Annotated in this window: 16 protein-coding genes; 10 read left to right on the top strand and 6 right to left on the bottom strand. The window is 65.7% G+C overall.

Translation table 11 applies throughout. The annotated features are described in order from the left end of the window. The first annotated feature begins 87 nt into the window (after nucleotides 1-87). Nucleotides 88-1,263, top strand: coding sequence for a calcium-binding protein (locus BMY38_RS05835; RefSeq protein WP_175495778.1), 1,176 nt, complete (start codon nucleotides 88-90; stop codon nucleotides 1,261-1,263). 65 nt (nucleotides 1,264-1,328) lie between these two features. Here the strand turns inward: BMY38_RS05835 and BMY38_RS05830 are convergent, their stop codons facing one another. From BMY38_RS05830 to rbfA, 5 genes are all read right to left on the bottom strand, one after another. Next, nucleotides 1,329-2,201 carry an alpha/beta fold hydrolase gene (locus tag BMY38_RS05830; protein WP_092760592.1) on the bottom strand — a complete coding sequence of 291 codons (873 nt, stop codon included), beginning with the start codon at nucleotides 2,199-2,201 and terminating at the stop codon, nucleotides 1,329-1,331. Then, the gene (locus BMY38_RS05825) at nucleotides 2,198-2,731 is read right to left on the bottom strand and encodes a DUF1643 domain-containing protein (RefSeq protein WP_092760590.1); all 534 of its coding nucleotides are present in this window, start codon (nucleotides 2,729-2,731) and stop codon (nucleotides 2,198-2,200) included. The genes BMY38_RS05830 and BMY38_RS05825 overlap by 4 nt, the downstream gene beginning before the upstream one ends. Before the next feature lie 84 nt (nucleotides 2,732-2,815). Continuing rightward, entirely contained in the window at nucleotides 2,816-3,715 is a 900-nt protein-coding gene (truB, locus tag BMY38_RS05820) for a tRNA pseudouridine(55) synthase TruB (protein ID WP_092760588.1), read from the bottom strand. 1 nt (nucleotide 3,716) lies between these two features. Continuing rightward, nucleotides 3,717-4,436 (bottom strand): phosphodiester glycosidase family protein, encoded by a 720-nt coding sequence (locus tag BMY38_RS05815; RefSeq protein ID WP_092760586.1) that lies wholly within the window; start codon nucleotides 4,434-4,436, stop codon nucleotides 3,717-3,719. An 8-nt stretch (nucleotides 4,437-4,444) separates the two neighbouring features. Next, nucleotides 4,445-4,867 (bottom strand): 30S ribosome-binding factor RbfA, encoded by a 423-nt coding sequence (rbfA, locus tag BMY38_RS05810; protein WP_092760584.1) that lies wholly within the window; start codon nucleotides 4,865-4,867, stop codon nucleotides 4,445-4,447. Nucleotides 4,868-4,978: 111 nt separating this feature from the next. Here rbfA and dapB point away from each other — a divergent pair, with 111 nt between their 5' ends. Together dapB and BMY38_RS05800 are read left to right on the top strand one after the other, a co-directional pair. Then, a complete protein-coding gene (dapB, locus tag BMY38_RS05805) occupies nucleotides 4,979-5,788 on the top strand; it encodes a 4-hydroxy-tetrahydrodipicolinate reductase (RefSeq protein ID WP_092760582.1) in 810 nt (269 codons plus the stop codon). 45 nt (nucleotides 5,789-5,833) lie between these two features. Further along, nucleotides 5,834-6,175, top strand: a complete 342-nt coding sequence (locus tag BMY38_RS05800) for a hypothetical protein (RefSeq protein WP_092761263.1) — start codon at nucleotides 5,834-5,836, stop codon at nucleotides 6,173-6,175. Here the strand turns inward: BMY38_RS05800 and BMY38_RS18600 are convergent. Then, the gene (locus BMY38_RS18600) at nucleotides 6,172-6,513 is read right to left on the bottom strand and encodes a DUF1674 domain-containing protein (protein WP_342707739.1); all 342 of its coding nucleotides are present in this window, start codon (nucleotides 6,511-6,513) and stop codon (nucleotides 6,172-6,174) included. The genes BMY38_RS05800 and BMY38_RS18600 overlap by 4 nt on opposite strands. Before the next feature lie 70 nt (nucleotides 6,514-6,583). On the opposite strand from BMY38_RS18600, the gene BMY38_RS05790 reads away from it, so the two are divergent. The 7 genes from BMY38_RS05790 (at nucleotide 6,584) to BMY38_RS05760 (ending at nucleotide 15,147) form a co-directional block, all read left to right on the top strand. Then, a complete protein-coding gene (locus tag BMY38_RS05790; protein WP_342707738.1) occupies nucleotides 6,584-7,870 on the top strand; it encodes an RsmB/NOP family class I SAM-dependent RNA methyltransferase in 1,287 nt (428 codons plus the stop codon). A gap of 67 nt (nucleotides 7,871-7,937) precedes the next feature. Then, a complete protein-coding gene (locus tag BMY38_RS05785) occupies nucleotides 7,938-9,656 on the top strand; it encodes a heparinase II/III family protein (RefSeq protein WP_092760580.1) in 1,719 nt (572 codons plus the stop codon). A gap of 21 nt (nucleotides 9,657-9,677) precedes the next feature. Beyond that, nucleotides 9,678-11,264 carry a bifunctional phosphoribosylaminoimidazolecarboxamide formyltransferase/IMP cyclohydrolase gene (gene purH, locus BMY38_RS05780; protein ID WP_092760578.1) on the top strand — a complete coding sequence of 529 codons (1,587 nt, stop codon included), beginning with the start codon at nucleotides 9,678-9,680 and terminating at the stop codon, nucleotides 11,262-11,264. Continuing rightward, nucleotides 11,264-11,731, top strand: coding sequence for a signal peptidase II (lspA, locus tag BMY38_RS05775; protein WP_092760576.1), 468 nt, complete (start codon nucleotides 11,264-11,266; stop codon nucleotides 11,729-11,731). The genes purH and lspA overlap by 1 nt, the downstream gene beginning before the upstream one ends. A gap of 37 nt (nucleotides 11,732-11,768) precedes the next feature. Continuing rightward, nucleotides 11,769-12,302 (top strand): DUF3035 domain-containing protein, encoded by a 534-nt coding sequence (locus BMY38_RS05770; protein ID WP_245737506.1) that lies wholly within the window; start codon nucleotides 11,769-11,771, stop codon nucleotides 12,300-12,302. A 176-nt stretch (nucleotides 12,303-12,478) separates the two neighbouring features. Beyond that, on the top strand, nucleotides 12,479-13,840 hold the full coding sequence (locus BMY38_RS05765) for a M16 family metallopeptidase (protein ID WP_245737505.1): 1,362 nt from the start codon (nucleotides 12,479-12,481) through the stop codon (nucleotides 13,838-13,840). Beyond that, nucleotides 13,837-15,147 (top strand): M16 family metallopeptidase, encoded by a 1,311-nt coding sequence (locus tag BMY38_RS05760; RefSeq protein WP_092760572.1) that lies wholly within the window; start codon nucleotides 13,837-13,839, stop codon nucleotides 15,145-15,147. The genes BMY38_RS05765 and BMY38_RS05760 overlap by 4 nt, the downstream gene beginning before the upstream one ends. Nucleotides 15,148-15,182: the final 35 nt, after the last annotated feature.

The raw sequence follows: 15,182 nt of genomic DNA, 5'->3' as shown, positions 1-15,182 counted from the left end.
ACATTTTGCCTGTGCCTCCCCTCTTTCGCCACTTATGGTATCTGCCGGGGCATGCAGGGCATGCCTGGTTTTTTCTGGGGGTTTGCCATGACGGGTCTGCTAGCACTTGCCGGGCTTCTGTTGATCGGAAGCATTTTTACACTATCCGACGATGACGAGTCCGATCCGTCCTCAGACAGCAGCGGTGACGGTAACAATAACGCCGACGATGGCGATGTTCTGATCGGAACGAACGGCAATGATATCCTTGTCGGCGCGGCGGGAAATGATTCGATCACTGGAGGCGACGGCAATGACGACCTTTCGGGATTCGGCGGCGACGACCTGATTACGGGCGACAATGGCGACGACACGATCCGCGGCGGCACTGGCGCGGATGCGGTATTCGGCCTGGACGGCAGCGATCTCATGTATGGCGGCGACGGCGACGACTCGCTTGAAGGCGGTGCGGGCTCCGACGCGCTTCGCGGGAACGATGGTCTCGACACGCTGATCGGCGGCGAAGGCGATGACTTTCTGGATGGAGGTGCCGACAACGATTCCCTCAACGGCGGCACGGGCGACGACGACCTGCACGGCAAAGGCGGCAATGACATCCTTCTGGGCGATGCAGGCAATGACAGCCTTGCAGGCGGCTTCGGAAGCGATCTGCTGGCGGGTGAGAGCGGCGCGGACCGTCTCGACGGTGAAGGCGGTAACGACATCCTTCTGGGTGGCGATGACGACGACATTCTGAACGGCGGACGCGGCAACGACCTGTTGATCGGGGGATCCGGCGAAGACACTTTGCTGGGCGGCATCGGGGACGACATCCTTGACGGGACGTTCTCGGACGGTGATCGGTTCGGTCCACTGGATCAGGACGACCCCGACAGCCTTGACGGTGGATCGGGGGACGATCTGATTGTGGTGGGCGCGGGTGACACCGCGAGTGGCGGGCCGGGTGCGGATACCTTCGGCATCGGGACGTATATCGGGGCAGGCACTCCCGCTGTCATCACCGATTTCGATGCGACCAGCGACGGCATCGAGGTTTTCTACGATGTCGACGCGGGTCCCGCGCCGGTCGTGACCGTCACTGATTTTGCCGATGGCACCGGCGCATTGATCCTGCTCGACGGTATCGAAGTAGCGCGGGTGACCGGGGCACAGGGACTGAACCCCGACGTCATCATTCTGTCCGAAGCCGATCTGAACGTAGATCCGGTCGTCTTGGCGGCACAGGCATCTGCCGCACCGATGACATCCAACGTCGCCGCCTGAGCGATGCAGGCCTCCGATCCGACGCCCCGCGCCTTCGGGCGCGCGGCCATTCCGGGCCGGATGACCTAATCGAAAAAGGCGTCCAGGGCGGCCGCGACCTGCTGCGGCGCCTCTTCCATCGCGAAATGGCCTGATGGGACGGGGCTGTCGATGACCCGATCTGCCCAGTCGCGCCAGATCGCCGCCGGGTCGCCCGTCGACGCCGGAAAGCCGTGTTGCGCCCAGAGAAACAGCATCGGTGCCGCGAACTTGCGGCCCGCCGCACGATCAGCGGCATCTATGCCACGATCGGTGTGAAACCCCGCGCGGTAGTCCGCGCACATGGCTGTCAAACGCTCAGGATCGGCAGCCTGCGCACGGTAACTTGTCATGGCTTCGGCCTCGAACGGGGCGAGCGATCGGGTCAGCGTCCAGGCGGACAGGGTCCAATCGAGCCAGAACGTCGGATCGGCGCCAATCAGGCGTTCGGGAAACGGTGCGGGCTGCGCCAGCATGTTCCAGTGATACGCCTTCTGGGCAAGATCGGCGGACCAAGCGTCCCAGAAGGCGACGGTCGGAATGACTTCGAGGATGGCAAGCCGGTTCAGGCGGTCAGGATGATCGAGGGCGAAGCGATAGGCAACGCGTGCGCCCCGGTCGTGGCCCGCCACGTCGGCACGATCAAGACCCAGGGCATCCAGCACGGCGACCAGATCGCGGGCCATCCGTCGCTTGGAGTAAACGGTGTGGTCTGCATCGTCGGCGGGGGCGTCGCTGTCGCCGTAGCCCCGAAGATCGGGCAGAATGCACCGCCGCGTCGCAGCCAGCACTGGCACCACCGGCAACCAGCACCGATGGTTCTGCGGAAAACCATGCAGCAGGACGAGCGGCGGACCGGACCCGATTTCGCGCACGGCGATCCGGGTGCCGTCGTCGGCCAGAATATCGTGATGCGTCATCTGCAATTCATCTCTCCGGTCGGCATCCAGGGGGCGGGCTGAACGGCGTAGCCGATATAGAGGGGATGCTTCGGATGCCCTGCCTTCGACAGGCCCAGCGTTGTCAGGGGTCGAGCTGTCGCGCGCAGCTGGGTTTCGACCGCGGCGCCCCGGTCCAGATGTGCGCCGTGCGTGCCCCAGGCGCAGACCGTCACGTCGGCCCAGAGCGCGGCGTCGCGGATGGCGTCGTCGTTGGCAGGCCCCCCCACCGGGTCTGCCTGTGCGCGCATGTCGCGGGGGTCAGTGGCGCGATAGGCGAAGATGTTCGTCACCCTGAACGCGCCGTAACCCAGCGCGCGCGCCCGGCGCTCACAACGTTCTACGGTCGGATCGTTCGACAGTTCGGTCGCGGTCGAGGGGTTCAGCATGACGAATGAGATCCGCCCGCCGGATGCGTCCCAGGTGCGGATCAGATCGTAGCGATAGCGCTCGTCATCGGAATAGGTCGCGGTGGAGAGCGCATCGCCCTTGATGTGCGTTCGGGTAATCATGTCCGGTGGATGCCAGCCCCGGACCGGCCCTGGCAAGGGGGCATCATGCGGCCCTTGACGCAGGGCCATGCCCGACGCGATGATTCAGGTCTGAAATACCCTGGACGGATGGATCGTCCCGGCACGATAGGTGCCCACAGCGACCGCCTGCCCCAGATGCGATGCCCAGCAAGTCTCGCCATATTCCGCGCCCTGCAAGACATCACCCGGATTGCCATGGCGCAGTCGGGTGGCGGCAGTCTCGGACACCGGCAATTCGGTCATCCCCTGCAGGGCAAGTTCCAAGGGGCGCAGGCGCGCGTGCAACTCCGGTGTGCGGGCCAGCGTTTCGACGTCTGAAAGCGACACGGCATCCTCGGCCGTGAACGGCCCGGACCATGTGCGGCGCAACCATGCGACATGACCCAGACACCCAAGGGCGCGACCCAGATCACGGGCGATGGCGCGCACATAGCCACCCTTGCCGCATACCATTTCCAGTTCCGCACCATCCGCATCCTGCGCGATCACGTCGAGCCGGTCGACGAAAAGCTCCCGCGCGGCAAGATCCATTTCGATGCCTTCACGGGCAAGGTCATAGGCGCGTTCGCCGTCGACCTTCACGGCAGAGACCTGCGGCGGCACCTGCATGATCGGGCCGCGAAAGGCGTCCAGCGCGGCTTCAAGAGCGGCGGCATCATGGCGGCAGTCTGACGTCTGCATGACACTGCCAGACGCATCGTCCGTCGTCGTCTCGGCCCCCCATGTGACACGGAAGCGGTAGCATTTCAACGCATCGGTCACGAAGGGCACCGTCTTGGTCGCCTCCCCCAGCGCCACCGCCAGCACACCTGTGGCGTCGGGGTCGAGCGTTCCGGCATGGCCCGCCTTCTGCGCGTCCAGGGCCCAGCGGACCTTGCCCACCACCTGCGTCGACGTGACACCCGCAGGTTTGTCGACGATCAGCCAGCCGTGGACCGGGTTGCCCTTTTTGCGACGTCCCACCTCAGCGCTCCGTCACAACGACGATGGGGCCCATCTGTCGGCCCGGATCGGCCCGCTTTAGCGCTGGGGCATACAGGCGCGAGACTGACCCATCCAAAAACAGGGCATTCCGCACACCCAGCACATCCCGATACAAGGTCGCCATCTGGTAAAATGTCACCGGCTGATCCGAGATGACGAAATAGGCGATCTTGCCGTCAGAGGTCGCGCCGACGCCGTTGCGGATTTTCGATGACGGACTGTCGGGCAGAAACCGGGGGTGCAGCGCACCGTCGATCACCAGCATCGGACCGGATTGCGTGGCTTGACGGCAGGCCGGGGGATCGGCGGCGAAAGCACGGGATTCGATCACATCGGCCCGCCCGTCGCGGACACAGAGCACACCGTTGGGCAGCAGTCCGAAATTGCCGGGTCCGGCGCGCGTCACGATAGGCCTGATCGTCGTGCCCTCTTCGATATACAGGCCCACCGGGCGGCGATCGGCGTGATACATGCCCGCGTTCATTGCAAATACGACCGGCGCGTCAGTGGCCAGTTCCAGCGCCACGAAGCTGCCCAATGGCATGCCGTCTGACCGGTTCAGACGCAGCGCAATGTTCTGCGTGGTCAGGTCAGCGGTGCAGACGGTGAAGCTGCGGTCCCGGTGCGTAACCTGTTCGCAGGCCTGCGCCGCCGTCGCGGCAAACAGCATCCCTGCCAGCAAACCTGCGGCACGGACCATTCCGTATCTCATTCCTCGTCGTCCGTATCGTCACGCGGCGCGGCCACATCCCGCTGGACCTTTTCATCGGCGAACAGGGCGCGGGTGGCGTCCATCCGGTCGTAGGTCTCATCGATGCGAAATCGCAGATCGGGCGAATGGCGCAGGGTCATGTCCTTGCCGACCGCATGGCGCAGCGCGCCCTTGCAGCGTTTGAGCGCGGCAATCGCCTCGTCCTTCTTTTCGCCACCCAGCGGCAGCACCCAGGCCGTCGCGATCTTCAGGTCGCCGCTGACCGTCACCTCGTTCACGCTGATCATCAGGCTGTTGAGTTCCTCGTCATGGATCTCGCCGCGCAAAAGAATTTCGGACATTTTCCGGCGGATCAGTTCGCCGACCCGCAACTGGCGCTGCGACGGTCCACGGGGCTGGTCGGTGCGGGATCTTGCCATGGCGGATACCTCCTGAATTGGTGGCAGATATTTGCGGAGGGAGCCATGTGCAAGCGTTGCATGGCGCGCCCGGTTCCCGCAGACAGGTCCGCGAACAGGCAGGAGGTCGCGATGGACGCGCCGGGCATAGTGGTAATGGGCGGTTCTGGCCGCATGGGTCGGATGCTGTGCGATCTGATCCTGACGTCGGACGACATGCACCTGGCGGGCGTGACCGAGGCACCGGGCCACGCCTGGGCCGGACAGGATCTGGGGACCGCGACAGGCGGGGCACCGAACGGGGTGCCGGTCACGGATGACCCGATTTCGGTCGTAGCACGAGCGCAGGCTGTGATCGATTTCACGACACCCGCGGCCACTGTCGCCATGGCGGACCTGTGCGCGCAGGTCGGGACTGTCCATGTCATCGGCACGACCGGGCTGTCGGCGGATGACATTGCCGCGCTGGATCGCGCCGCACAGACCGCGACCATTATTCGCGCGGGGAATATGTCACTGGGCGTGAACCTGCTGACGCAACTGGTGCGGCAGGTCGCGGCCTCGCTGGATGACTACTACGACATCGAAGTGATCGAAGCGCACCATCGCCACAAGGTCGATGCGCCATCCGGCACGGCCCTGATGCTGGGCGAAGCGGCGGCAGAAGGTCGAGGTGTGTCGTTGGACGACGTGTCCGACCGGGGCCGCGATGGCATCACCGGGGCTCGCGAACGCGGGGCCATCGGCTTCCACGCGATCCGGGGCGGCGATATCGTGGGCGAACACGATGTCGTCTTCGCCGCCGACGGGGAACGGATCGTCCTGCGCCACGTCGCCTCGGATCGGTCGGTATTCGCGCGCGGGGCGCTGAAGGCAGCGCTCTGGGGTCAGGGCAAACCACCGGGGTCGTATGACATGCTGGACGTTCTGGGTATGCGTTGACGAAATCGCGCTATGTCCTTCGGCACATCCATGCCCGAGGTTTCCATGCGCGTCCTTCTGATCCTCCTCCTCGTCCTGCCGCTGCCTGCTGCCGCGTTCGAAGCGGTGACAAGCCGCGAAGATTTCGTCGCGCTGGTGGTCGGCAAACGTCTGACCGGAGATGGCGTCGGCCTGCGGGTTACCCCCGACGGCGCGATCACCGGGCGCGGATTCGGGTTCAAGGTCACGGGGACATGGCAATGGCGAGACGGACTGTTCTGCCGAACACTGACGTCCGCGATCCGCGATTTTCCCCTGAACTGTCAGACGGTCGCGGTGCAGGGCGACGTCATCCGGTTTCGGGCCGACCGGGGAACCGGAGACACGGCCGATCTGCGGTTGCGTTAAAAATCGATGGCGAGACCTTTCAGCTCCCAGTCGCCGTAACGCACCGGCTCCGGTCCATTGCGCCCCCCCAGTTCCGGCGGCAGCTTCAGATCGCCGTCACGACGGGCCTCGGCCTCCTCCAGCGCTCTGCGGGCCACATCGGGCAGCGCGGCACGGCGCGCGGCTTCGGCCTCTGCCGACAGGGGTGTCAGGTCGATACCCCGGTCACGCGGCGTCGTCGGGCAGGCGGGTGCATCGGGCGCGGCCTGTGGCAGGTCATCGGGATCGACGGACATCCGCGGTGGTTCAGCGCGCTGTTCTGAACGCTGCGATTCGGGACTGGTGCTGTTCGCGGTCATCGGACGCTCCTTGCCGGGGGTACCAATTGGATATACGTCGCGGGTCTTCCCGTGCAAGGACCCCCGCCCCATGAAGGACATGCCCGAAAGCCTCGCCGCGCGCACCGGCGCGATCCTCCTGCTGGCACATGTCCTGCGCGAAGGCCGGATGCTGGGCGACGGGGCCTCGGGGCTGGACGGTCCAGCGGCGGCCCGCGCGCTGCGGCTGGCCGGGCTGGTGCTGCGCCACATGGGCCGGGCCGACGCGCTTCTGAAAGACAAGATGGCGCGGCAACCCGCCGCCAAGATCCGCGATATTCTGCGGCTGGCTCTGGTCGAGATTTTCGAGGACGGAGCCGCACCGCATGGCGTGGTCAATGACGCCGTTGCCATGGCGCGGATGTCGCCGCGCACCTACAAGCAGGCAGGTCTGGTCAATGCCGTGTTGCGCGGCCTGTCCGAAGACCGCAGCGCGTGGGACGCCCTGCCCGCCCCGGCTCTGCCCGCCTGGCTGCGCAAACCGCTGGCCAAGGCGTGGTCCCGCCCCCGGCTGGAGGCGATCGAGGCGGCGCATCTGACTGGCGCGCCGCTGGACCTGACGCCCAAGGGCGACATCCCGGAAGACCGTCAGATCGAAGGCGCCGTGACCCTTTCGACCGGATCGCTACGGCTGTCAGGCGGGCAGGTGTCCACTCTGCCAGGCTTTGCCGAGGGCGACTGGTGGGTGCAGGACGCCGCCGCCGCCATGCCCGCCCGCCTGTTGGGCGATGTCGCGGGACTGCGGGTGCTGGACCTGTGTGCCGCACCGGGCGGCAAGACGATGCAGCTGGCCGCGGCGGGCGCGCAGGTGACTGCGCTGGACATCTCGGGCAAGCGGCTCCGGCGGGTTCATGCCAATCTGACGCGCACCGGCCTGAGCGCCGAAGTGGTCGAGGCCGACGCCTTCGCATGGCAACCCGACGCGCCTTTCGATGCGGTCCTGCTGGACGCCCCTTGCACGGCCACCGGCACGATCCGCCGCCATCCTGACCTGCCGCATTTGCGCGAATCCCGCGATGTGGAGACCTTGACCCAGTTGCAATATAGACTGCTGGACCGGGCGCTGACCTTCGTGAAACCGGGTGGACGGCTGGTCTTCTGCACCTGTTCGCTGTTGCCGGTCGAAGGCGAACATCAGATTTCCGCAGCTTTGAAACGGCACGATGGTCTGACCGTCGACGCCCTTGACCCCGAAGCATTCGGCCTGCCGCCCGAAGCCGCCTCGGCCCACGGGCTACGCCTTCTGCCCGACCTCTGGCCGCAGTTCGGCGGGATGGACGGGTTTTATATGGCGGTGCTGCGCCGCCCGTCCGGAGATACGCCGTTACCTGCCGCGTGACAGGACGGCCCAACGCGCGTATCTTGCGCGCCAAGGGGCCGGGACAGGCCCGCAACGGGCAGGACCGATGACGGGGCACACGCTGATCGACCGATGGCGCACCGGCTGGCGCGTGGCCATGGCGCGCCCGCCCAAGGGCGCGCGTTCCCTTGTGTGGCAACCCGAACCGCGCGGCACCGGATCGGCGCGGCGCGGCCAGCAAATCCTGTCGGGGCTGTGGCACCTGGCTGGACAGCTGGTCGAGGCACCGGGCACCAGCCCCTGGGATCTGACCGCGCCATCCACACCGTTCGAAATGCAGCTGCATGGCCAGGGCTGGCTGGACGACGTCATGGCCGCAGGCGGGCGCACGGCACGTCTGGCGGCGCAGGCCTGGGTCGTTGGCTGGGCGCGGCGCTTCGGCGGTGGCAGGGGGCCCGGCTGGGACCCGACCCTGACGGGACGGCGGCTGCTGCGCCAGATCAGCCATGCACCCGCCTTGCTGCGCGGTATGGAAGCGCGGGACCAGACGGTATTTTTCGACATGCTCTATCGGCAGGCGGCATATCTGCGCGCGCACTGGCAGATCGCCCCCGCGGGTCTGCCGCGGATGGAAGCGTTGACCGGGCTTCTCTATGCCGGATTGACCCTGGAAGGGATGGTCGGATTGTCGGCGGCGACGGCACAGGCGCTTGCGCAGGCGGTCCGGGACGATGTGGACGAACAGGGCGGCATCGCGTCCCGCAACCCCGAAGCGCTTCTGGAAGTCGCGATGCTGCTGGGCTGGTCGATCGACGCCTTGCGGGTTCTGGGGGATGTGCCCGCCCCGCTTATGGCGGCGCAGGCCCGGATCGTTCCGACCCTGCGCGCCCTGCGCCATGCCGACGGTGGCCTTGCGCGGTTCCACGGCGGCGGGCGCGGGCGGCCCGGACGACTGGACCGTGTTCTGGTCACCTCGGGCATCAGGTCACGCAACGACAGCGGTCTGGCGATGGGCTTCGTGCCGGTGGGCCATGGGCGTACGTCGCTGATCGCCGATGCCGCAGCCCCGCCCACCGGGGAAGCCAGCGGATCGGCCCATGCCTCGACCCTCGCGTTCGAACTGACCAGCGGCAATTGCCCGGTGATCGTCAACTGCGGTCCCGGCGGGTCGTTCGGGCCGGACTGGCACCGCGCCGGTCGCGCCACGGCATCGCATTCGACGCTGGAAATCACCGGCTGGTCGTCGTCGCGCGTCGGCCCGCTGATGCCGCAGGGCGGGCGCCAGATCGCGCCGCTGATCCAGACGCCGACGCGCGTCCAATGGCAACGCAGCGCTTCGCGGCGGGCCTCGACCGTGATCCTGTCGCACAACGGCTATGCCGAAAGTCACGGGCTGACGCATCTGCGCCGTCTCGTCCTGTCGACGGACGGGCGCGTTCTGGATGGCGAAGACAGCCTGCGCGCCATGACCGGGGCCGACAAGGAGGTCTTCGAGGACAAGCTGGCCGAGGTCGACCCTCGCGGTATCCCGTTCAGCCTGCGCTTCCATCTGCACCCGGATACCGAGGCCGAGATCGACATGGGCGGGCGGGCCGTGTCGCTGACCCTGCCGTCGGGCGAAGTCTGGGTATTCCGGCCGGGGCGCGAGATCTCGATGATGCTGGAGGCATCGGTGCATCTGGATCAGGGACGTCTGAAACCGCGCCCGGCGCAACAGGTGGTTTTATCCGACCGGCTGGTGGCCTATGCCGCGACCATCGACTGGACCCTGACTCGCGCGCAAGAGGCGACGGACCTGCCGCCGTCTCCCGCCGAGGAGGTCTGATGACCCAAGGATTGAAATGCCATGACCGCAACCGCCCTGTCTGCCGTGCCACTGAAGCGCGCCCTGATCTCCGTGTCCGACAAATCCGGACTTCTCGACCTCGGGCAGGCTTTGTCCGCCCGCGGAGTGGAGCTTGTGTCGACAGGAGGGTCCGCCAAGGCGCTGCGCGATGCCGGGCTTACAGTACGGGATGTAGCTGAAATGACGGGCTTCCCCGAAATGATGGACGGGCGGGTCAAGACCCTGCATCCGGCGGTCCACGGCGGATTGCTGGCGCTGCGCGACAACCCGGAACATGTGGCTGCGATGGAGGCACATGGCATAGATGCGATCGACCTGCTGGTGGTGAACCTCTATCCGTTCGAGGCAACGGTGGCCTCGGGTGCGGATGACGCCGCCTGCATCGAGAACATCGATATCGGCGGGCCAGCCATGATCCGGGCCGGGGCCAAGAACCAGGCCTTTACCTGCGTCATCACCGACCCCGAGGATTACGCCCCCCTTCTGGCCGAACTCGATGCCAACGACGGCGCGACCACCCTGCCGTTCCGCCAGCGACAGTCGTCCATCGCCTATGGCCGGACCGCCGCCTATGATGCCGCCGTCTCGACCTGGATGGCCCGCTTCGAGCAGACGCCCCGCCGCATCGCCGCAAGTGCCCGTCTGGCCCAGACGTTGCGCTACGGCGAGAATCCGCACCAGAGCGCGTCATTCTATGTCGATGGATCCGGTCGCCCCGGTGTCGCCACCGCGACGCAGCATCAGGGCAAGGAGCTGTCGTACAACAATATCAACGACACCGATGCCGCTGTTGAACTGGTCTCCGAATTCGACGGGCCCACTGTGGCAATCGTCAAACATGCCAATCCCTGCGGTGTGGCGACGGGTTCGACGCTGGCAGAGGCTTACACCCGTGCCTTCGATTGTGACCGCACGTCGGCGTTCGGAGGCATCGTCGCGCTCAACGGCACGCTGGACGAAGCGACGGCGGCCGCGATTGCCGAGATTTTCACTGAAGTCGTCATCGCTCCCGCCGCGACCGACGCCGCGATCGAGGTGTTCAGGCGCAAGAAGAACCTGCGCCTGCTGACCACCGGCACGCTGCCCGACCCGCGCACCGCGAGCCGGGCGATGAAACAGGTCGCCGGGGGCTGGCTGGTGCAGGACAAGGACGCGGGCCATATCGAGCTTGCCGATCTGAAAATCGTGACCAGACTGGCCCCCACAGACGACCAGTTGGCCGATCTGTTATTTGCCTGGAATGTCGCCAAACATGTCAAATCGAACGCGATCATCTATGCCAGGGCGGGGGCGACAGTCGGCATCGGAGCGGGCCAGATGAGCCGCGTCGACAGCAGCCGCATCGCGGCGCGCAAGGCGCTCGACGTGGCCGAGGTGCTGGGCCTGCCGCAATCGGCGGCGGTCGGGTCGGTCGTCGCGTCGGACGCCTTCTTCCCCTTTGCCGACGGTTTGCTGGCCGCAGCCGAGGCGGGCGCGACCTCCGTGATCCAGCCGGGCGGCTCGATGCGAGACGACGAGGTGATCGCCGCCGCCGACGAAGCCGGGCTGGCAATGGTGTTCACCGGCATGCGGCACTTTCGTCACTGATGCGCGCGCTGTATCTCTCCGCCCTCGCCGCCCTTGGCATCGACCAGATGTCAAAGGTGATCGTCGTCCATCTGATGGACCTCAAAACAGTGTTGAGCATCCCCGTCGCCCCGCCATACCTGGTTTTCCGCATGGGCTGGAACGAGGGTATCAACTTCGGGCTGCTGTCGGGCGCCGGGGCCCGTTGGCTGCTGATTGCGGTGGCCGTGATCGTGTCGGGGCTGTTGATCCGCTGGGCACGGAACTTCCAGCGTCCGATGGCCTTCGTCTCCGCGGGGCTGGTCGTCGGCGGCGCCATGGCGAACGTACTGGATCGACTGATCTATGGAGCGGTCGCGGATTTGCTGAATATGTCATGCTGTGGGATCGAAAACCCCTATGCGTTCAACCTGGCGGATGTGTTCATTTTCGCAGGCGCGGTGGGCCTGATCTTCTGGGCGGACGATAAGACGGCAAAGACCCCGTGACGCGGGGCGGGGCTTGGGTTAGGAACGGGGCGGAATGATGAGACGGAGAACGGCTGCGATGATCGGACGGCTGGCATTGGCGGGACTTCTGGCACTGACCGTATCGGCGTGCGAGCGGGACAATCCGAAACTGTTCAACATCCGCAAGGCGGACCGGACGCCGGACGAGTTCTCGATCCTGCCCACCCGTCCGCTTGAAACCCCGCCGGATCTGGCCGTGCTGCCGACCCCTACGCCGGGCGGCGGCAATCGCAGCGACCGCCTGCCCGAGGCCGAAGCCATCGCAGCGCTTGGTGGCAATCCGAACGGTGGCTCCGCGGCCGACCGTGCCCTGATCGGCACTGCGGGCCGGTACGGCGTCGACCCGGCAATCCGGGGTCAGCTGGCCGCTGAAGATCTGGACTTCCGGCGGGCCAACGACGGTCGCCTTCTGGAACGGGTGTTCAACGTGAATGTCTATTTCAAGGCTTACGAGTCCCAGTCGCTGGATCAATATGCCGAGCTGTATCGCCTCCGCCGCGCCGGTGTACGCACCGTCGCCGCACCACCCGACCCCGCGACCGTCCAATAAAACAGGGCAATCGCCAAAGGCTCGATCTCCGCACGCGTCCCCGACCGGAGATCGTGACGCGCAGCGCGCGCGGCCTGACCCCGCAGATCACAGAACCGTCAAACCCGGCCCCTTTGCTTTCCCGCGTCTGCCTGACTATCTGCCATTGACTGTAACGCCTTCCGGAGGTTCCGCCCTTGCGCGTTCCCAGCCTTGTCGCCGCCCTTGTCGCCGTGCCGCTTGTCCTTGCTTCGCCCGTGTCGGCGCAGGCAGTGGACGACAGCGTCACCACCTTCACGCTCGCCAATGGCATGAAGGCCATCGTAATCGAGGATAACCGCGCCGAAGTCGTGGTGCACATGGTCTGGTACAATGTCGGAGCTGCGGACGAGCCGCCGGGCAAGTCGGGCATCGCGCATTTTCTGGAACATCTGATGTTCAAGGGCACCGACGACCTTGCCCCCGGCGAATTCAGCGAGGTGGTCGCGGCACAGGGCGGGTCCGACAATGCCTTCACCTCGGACGATTACACCGGATATTTCCAGCGCGTCGCCTCGGACAGGCTGGAGTTGATGATGACGATGGAAGCGGATCGGATGCGCGATCTGGTCCTCGACTCCGAAGACATGCTGACCGAACGGAATGTCGTTCTGGAGGAGCGCGCACAGCGCACCGACAGCGACCCCGGCGCACTGTTCAGCGAAATGCGCGGTGCGGCGCAGTATCTGAACCATCCCTACCGCATTCCGATCATCGGCTGGAAACATGAGGTCGAAAAACTGACGCTGGACGATGCGCTGGATTTCTATCGCACCTATTACGCCCCCAACAATGCGACGCTGGTCGTCGCCGGTGACGTCGACCCCGTCGAAGTGCAGGCGCTGGCCGAGAAATATTATGGCCCGCTGGAACCCACCCCCGGACTGGGGCCGCGCGAACGTCCGTCCGAGCCGCCGCAACTGGCTCCCCGGCGCATCACTTTCACCGACGGACGTGTGTCGAATCCCTATGTCCTGCGCACCTATCTGGCCCCCGAACGCGATGCGGGCGACCAGACCGAGGCCGCCGCGCTGACCCTTCTGGCCGCCGTGCTGGGCGGGTCGTCGGCCACGTCGATCATGGGCCGCACTCTGGAACAGGACGAGGGCACGGCGCTTTATACCTCCGCGTTCTATTCCGGGCTGAAATACGACGACACGACCTTCGGCCTGATCGTCGTGCCGACACCCGACCGCACGCTGCCCGAGGCCGAGGCCGACATGGACCGGATGATTGCCAGAATTCTGGAAGACGGCGTCGATCCAGCGCAATTGGCGCGCATCAAGTCACAGGCCCGCGCCGCGTCAATCTACGACCTCGACAGTCTGCAAGGCCGTGCCCGCCAATTCGGAGCCGCCGTTACCAGCGGGCTGACCGTGCAGGACGTTCTGGACTGGCCCGACATCATCGACGGAGTGACCGAAGACGATATTCTGGCCGCTGCGAAACGCGTCTTCGACCTGAATTATTCGGTGACCGGATATCTGACCAAGCCCGACCCTGCGGAGGCCACGCAATGATTCGCCTGATTTGCACTCTTGTTGCCGTCCTGATGCCGCTCAAGGCGCTGGCGATCGAAATTCAGGAAGTGACGTCGCCGGGCGGCATCACCGCATGGCTGGTCGAGGAAGACTCGATTCCGTTCACCGCCCTCGATATCCGCTTCAGCGGCGGCGCGAACGAAGAACCGTTGAACCAGCGCGGCGTGACCTATCTCATGATGGGGCTGCTGGAGGAAGGGTCCGCAGACCTGGACAGTCAGGGCTTTGCCGAAGCCGCCGAAACGCTGGCTGCGCGGATGTCCTTCGATGCCAACAACGATAGCGTATCCGTCGGCATCAGCTTCCTGACCGAAAACCGCGACGCCAGCATTGCCCTTCTGCGGGATGCGCTGACCGACCCGACCTTCGATCAGGCGGCTGTGGAGCGGGTCCGCGACCAAGTGCTGGCTGGCCTGGCCGCCGCCGCCCGCGACCCGCAGGAAATCGCGTCCAAGACTTTCGCGGGTCTCAGCTTTCCCGGCCACCCCTACGGCATGCCACTGGAAGGCACGCCCGAAACTGTGTCGGGGTTGACCATAGCGGACCTTCGCGCGGCGCATGCCCGTGCCCTGACCCGCGACCAGGTTCAGGTCGGCGTTACCGGCGATATCACCGCCGAGGAACTTGGCCCGCTTCTGGACACGCTGCTGGGGGGGTTGCCCGCGACCGGCGACGAACCTGCCCCGATGGTGAAAACCATGCTGGACGGGGGGGTGACGGTGATGGATTTTCCATCTCCTCAATCGGTGGTCCTGTTCGGCCAGGACGGCATTGCCTTCGAAGACCCGGATTACTTTGCGGCCTTCGTCCTGAACCATATTCTAGGGGGATCGGGGTTTGCTTCGCGGCTGATGACCGAAGTGCGTGAAAAGCGCGGACTGACCTATGGTATCGGCACGTATCTTGCCCCGCGCGATCTGACCAACCAGATCCTCGGGCAGTTTTCATCGTCAAACGACAAGGCCGCCGAAGCGATCGAAATCGTGCGCACGGTCTGGAAGGAGGTCTCTGAAGGAGGTGTCACGCAGGAGCAGCTTGATGCCGCGAAGACCTATCTTACCGGGGCATATCCGCTGCGCTTCGACGGCAATTCCCGGATCGCCAGCATCCTTGTTGGAATGCAGGCGACCGGGTTGCCCATCGATTATATCATCGATCGCAACGATAAGATCGACGCCGTGACTCTGGAAGACGTGCGCCGCGTCGCCGCCCGCATCCTCAAACCCGAAGCGCTGCATTTTGTCGTTGTCGGGCAGCCCGAGGGGCTGACGACCGGCAGCTTCTGACCTTTCAGAATCGCGTACGCCCATGCTACCCCTCG

The sequence above is a fragment of the Jannaschia helgolandensis genome, from assembly GCF_900109285.1.
In the GTDB taxonomy this organism is placed as follows: Bacteria; Pseudomonadota; Alphaproteobacteria; order Rhodobacterales; family Rhodobacteraceae; genus Jannaschia; species Jannaschia helgolandensis.
Note: the sequence above shows the minus strand (reverse complement) of the source record. Positions and strands in the feature narration are given on the sequence as shown.

Bases quoted from the DNA above. Each gene is read 5' to 3' on its own strand.
- BMY38_RS05835 (WP_175495778.1), top strand. From the start codon at position 88: ATGACGGGTCTGCTAGCACTTGCCGGGCTTCTGTTGATCGGAAGCATT.
- BMY38_RS05830 (WP_092760592.1), bottom strand. From the start codon at position 2,201: ATGACGCATCACGATATTCTGGCCGACGACGGCACCCGGATCGCCGTG.
- BMY38_RS05825 (WP_092760590.1), bottom strand. From the start codon at position 2,731: ATGATTACCCGAACGCACATCAAGGGCGATGCGCTCTCCACCGCGACC.
- BMY38_RS05815 (WP_092760586.1), bottom strand. From the start codon at position 4,436: ATGGTCCGTGCCGCAGGTTTGCTGGCAGGGATGCTGTTTGCCGCGACG.
- rbfA (WP_092760584.1), bottom strand. From the start codon at position 4,867: ATGGCAAGATCCCGCACCGACCAGCCCCGTGGACCGTCGCAGCGCCAG.
- dapB (WP_092760582.1), top strand. From the start codon at position 4,979: ATGGACGCGCCGGGCATAGTGGTAATGGGCGGTTCTGGCCGCATGGGT.
- BMY38_RS05800 (WP_092761263.1), top strand. From the start codon at position 5,834: ATGCGCGTCCTTCTGATCCTCCTCCTCGTCCTGCCGCTGCCTGCTGCC.
- BMY38_RS18600 (WP_342707739.1), bottom strand. From the start codon at position 6,513: ATGACCGCGAACAGCACCAGTCCCGAATCGCAGCGTTCAGAACAGCGC.
- BMY38_RS05790 (WP_342707738.1), top strand. From the start codon at position 6,584: ATGAAGGACATGCCCGAAAGCCTCGCCGCGCGCACCGGCGCGATCCTC.
- BMY38_RS05785 (WP_092760580.1), top strand. From the start codon at position 7,938: ATGACGGGGCACACGCTGATCGACCGATGGCGCACCGGCTGGCGCGTG.
- purH (WP_092760578.1), top strand. From the start codon at position 9,678: ATGACCGCAACCGCCCTGTCTGCCGTGCCACTGAAGCGCGCCCTGATC.
- lspA (WP_092760576.1), top strand. From the start codon at position 11,264: ATGCGCGCGCTGTATCTCTCCGCCCTCGCCGCCCTTGGCATCGACCAG.
- BMY38_RS05770 (WP_245737506.1), top strand. From the start codon at position 11,769: ATGAGACGGAGAACGGCTGCGATGATCGGACGGCTGGCATTGGCGGGA.
- BMY38_RS05760 (WP_092760572.1), top strand. From the start codon at position 13,837: ATGATTCGCCTGATTTGCACTCTTGTTGCCGTCCTGATGCCGCTCAAG.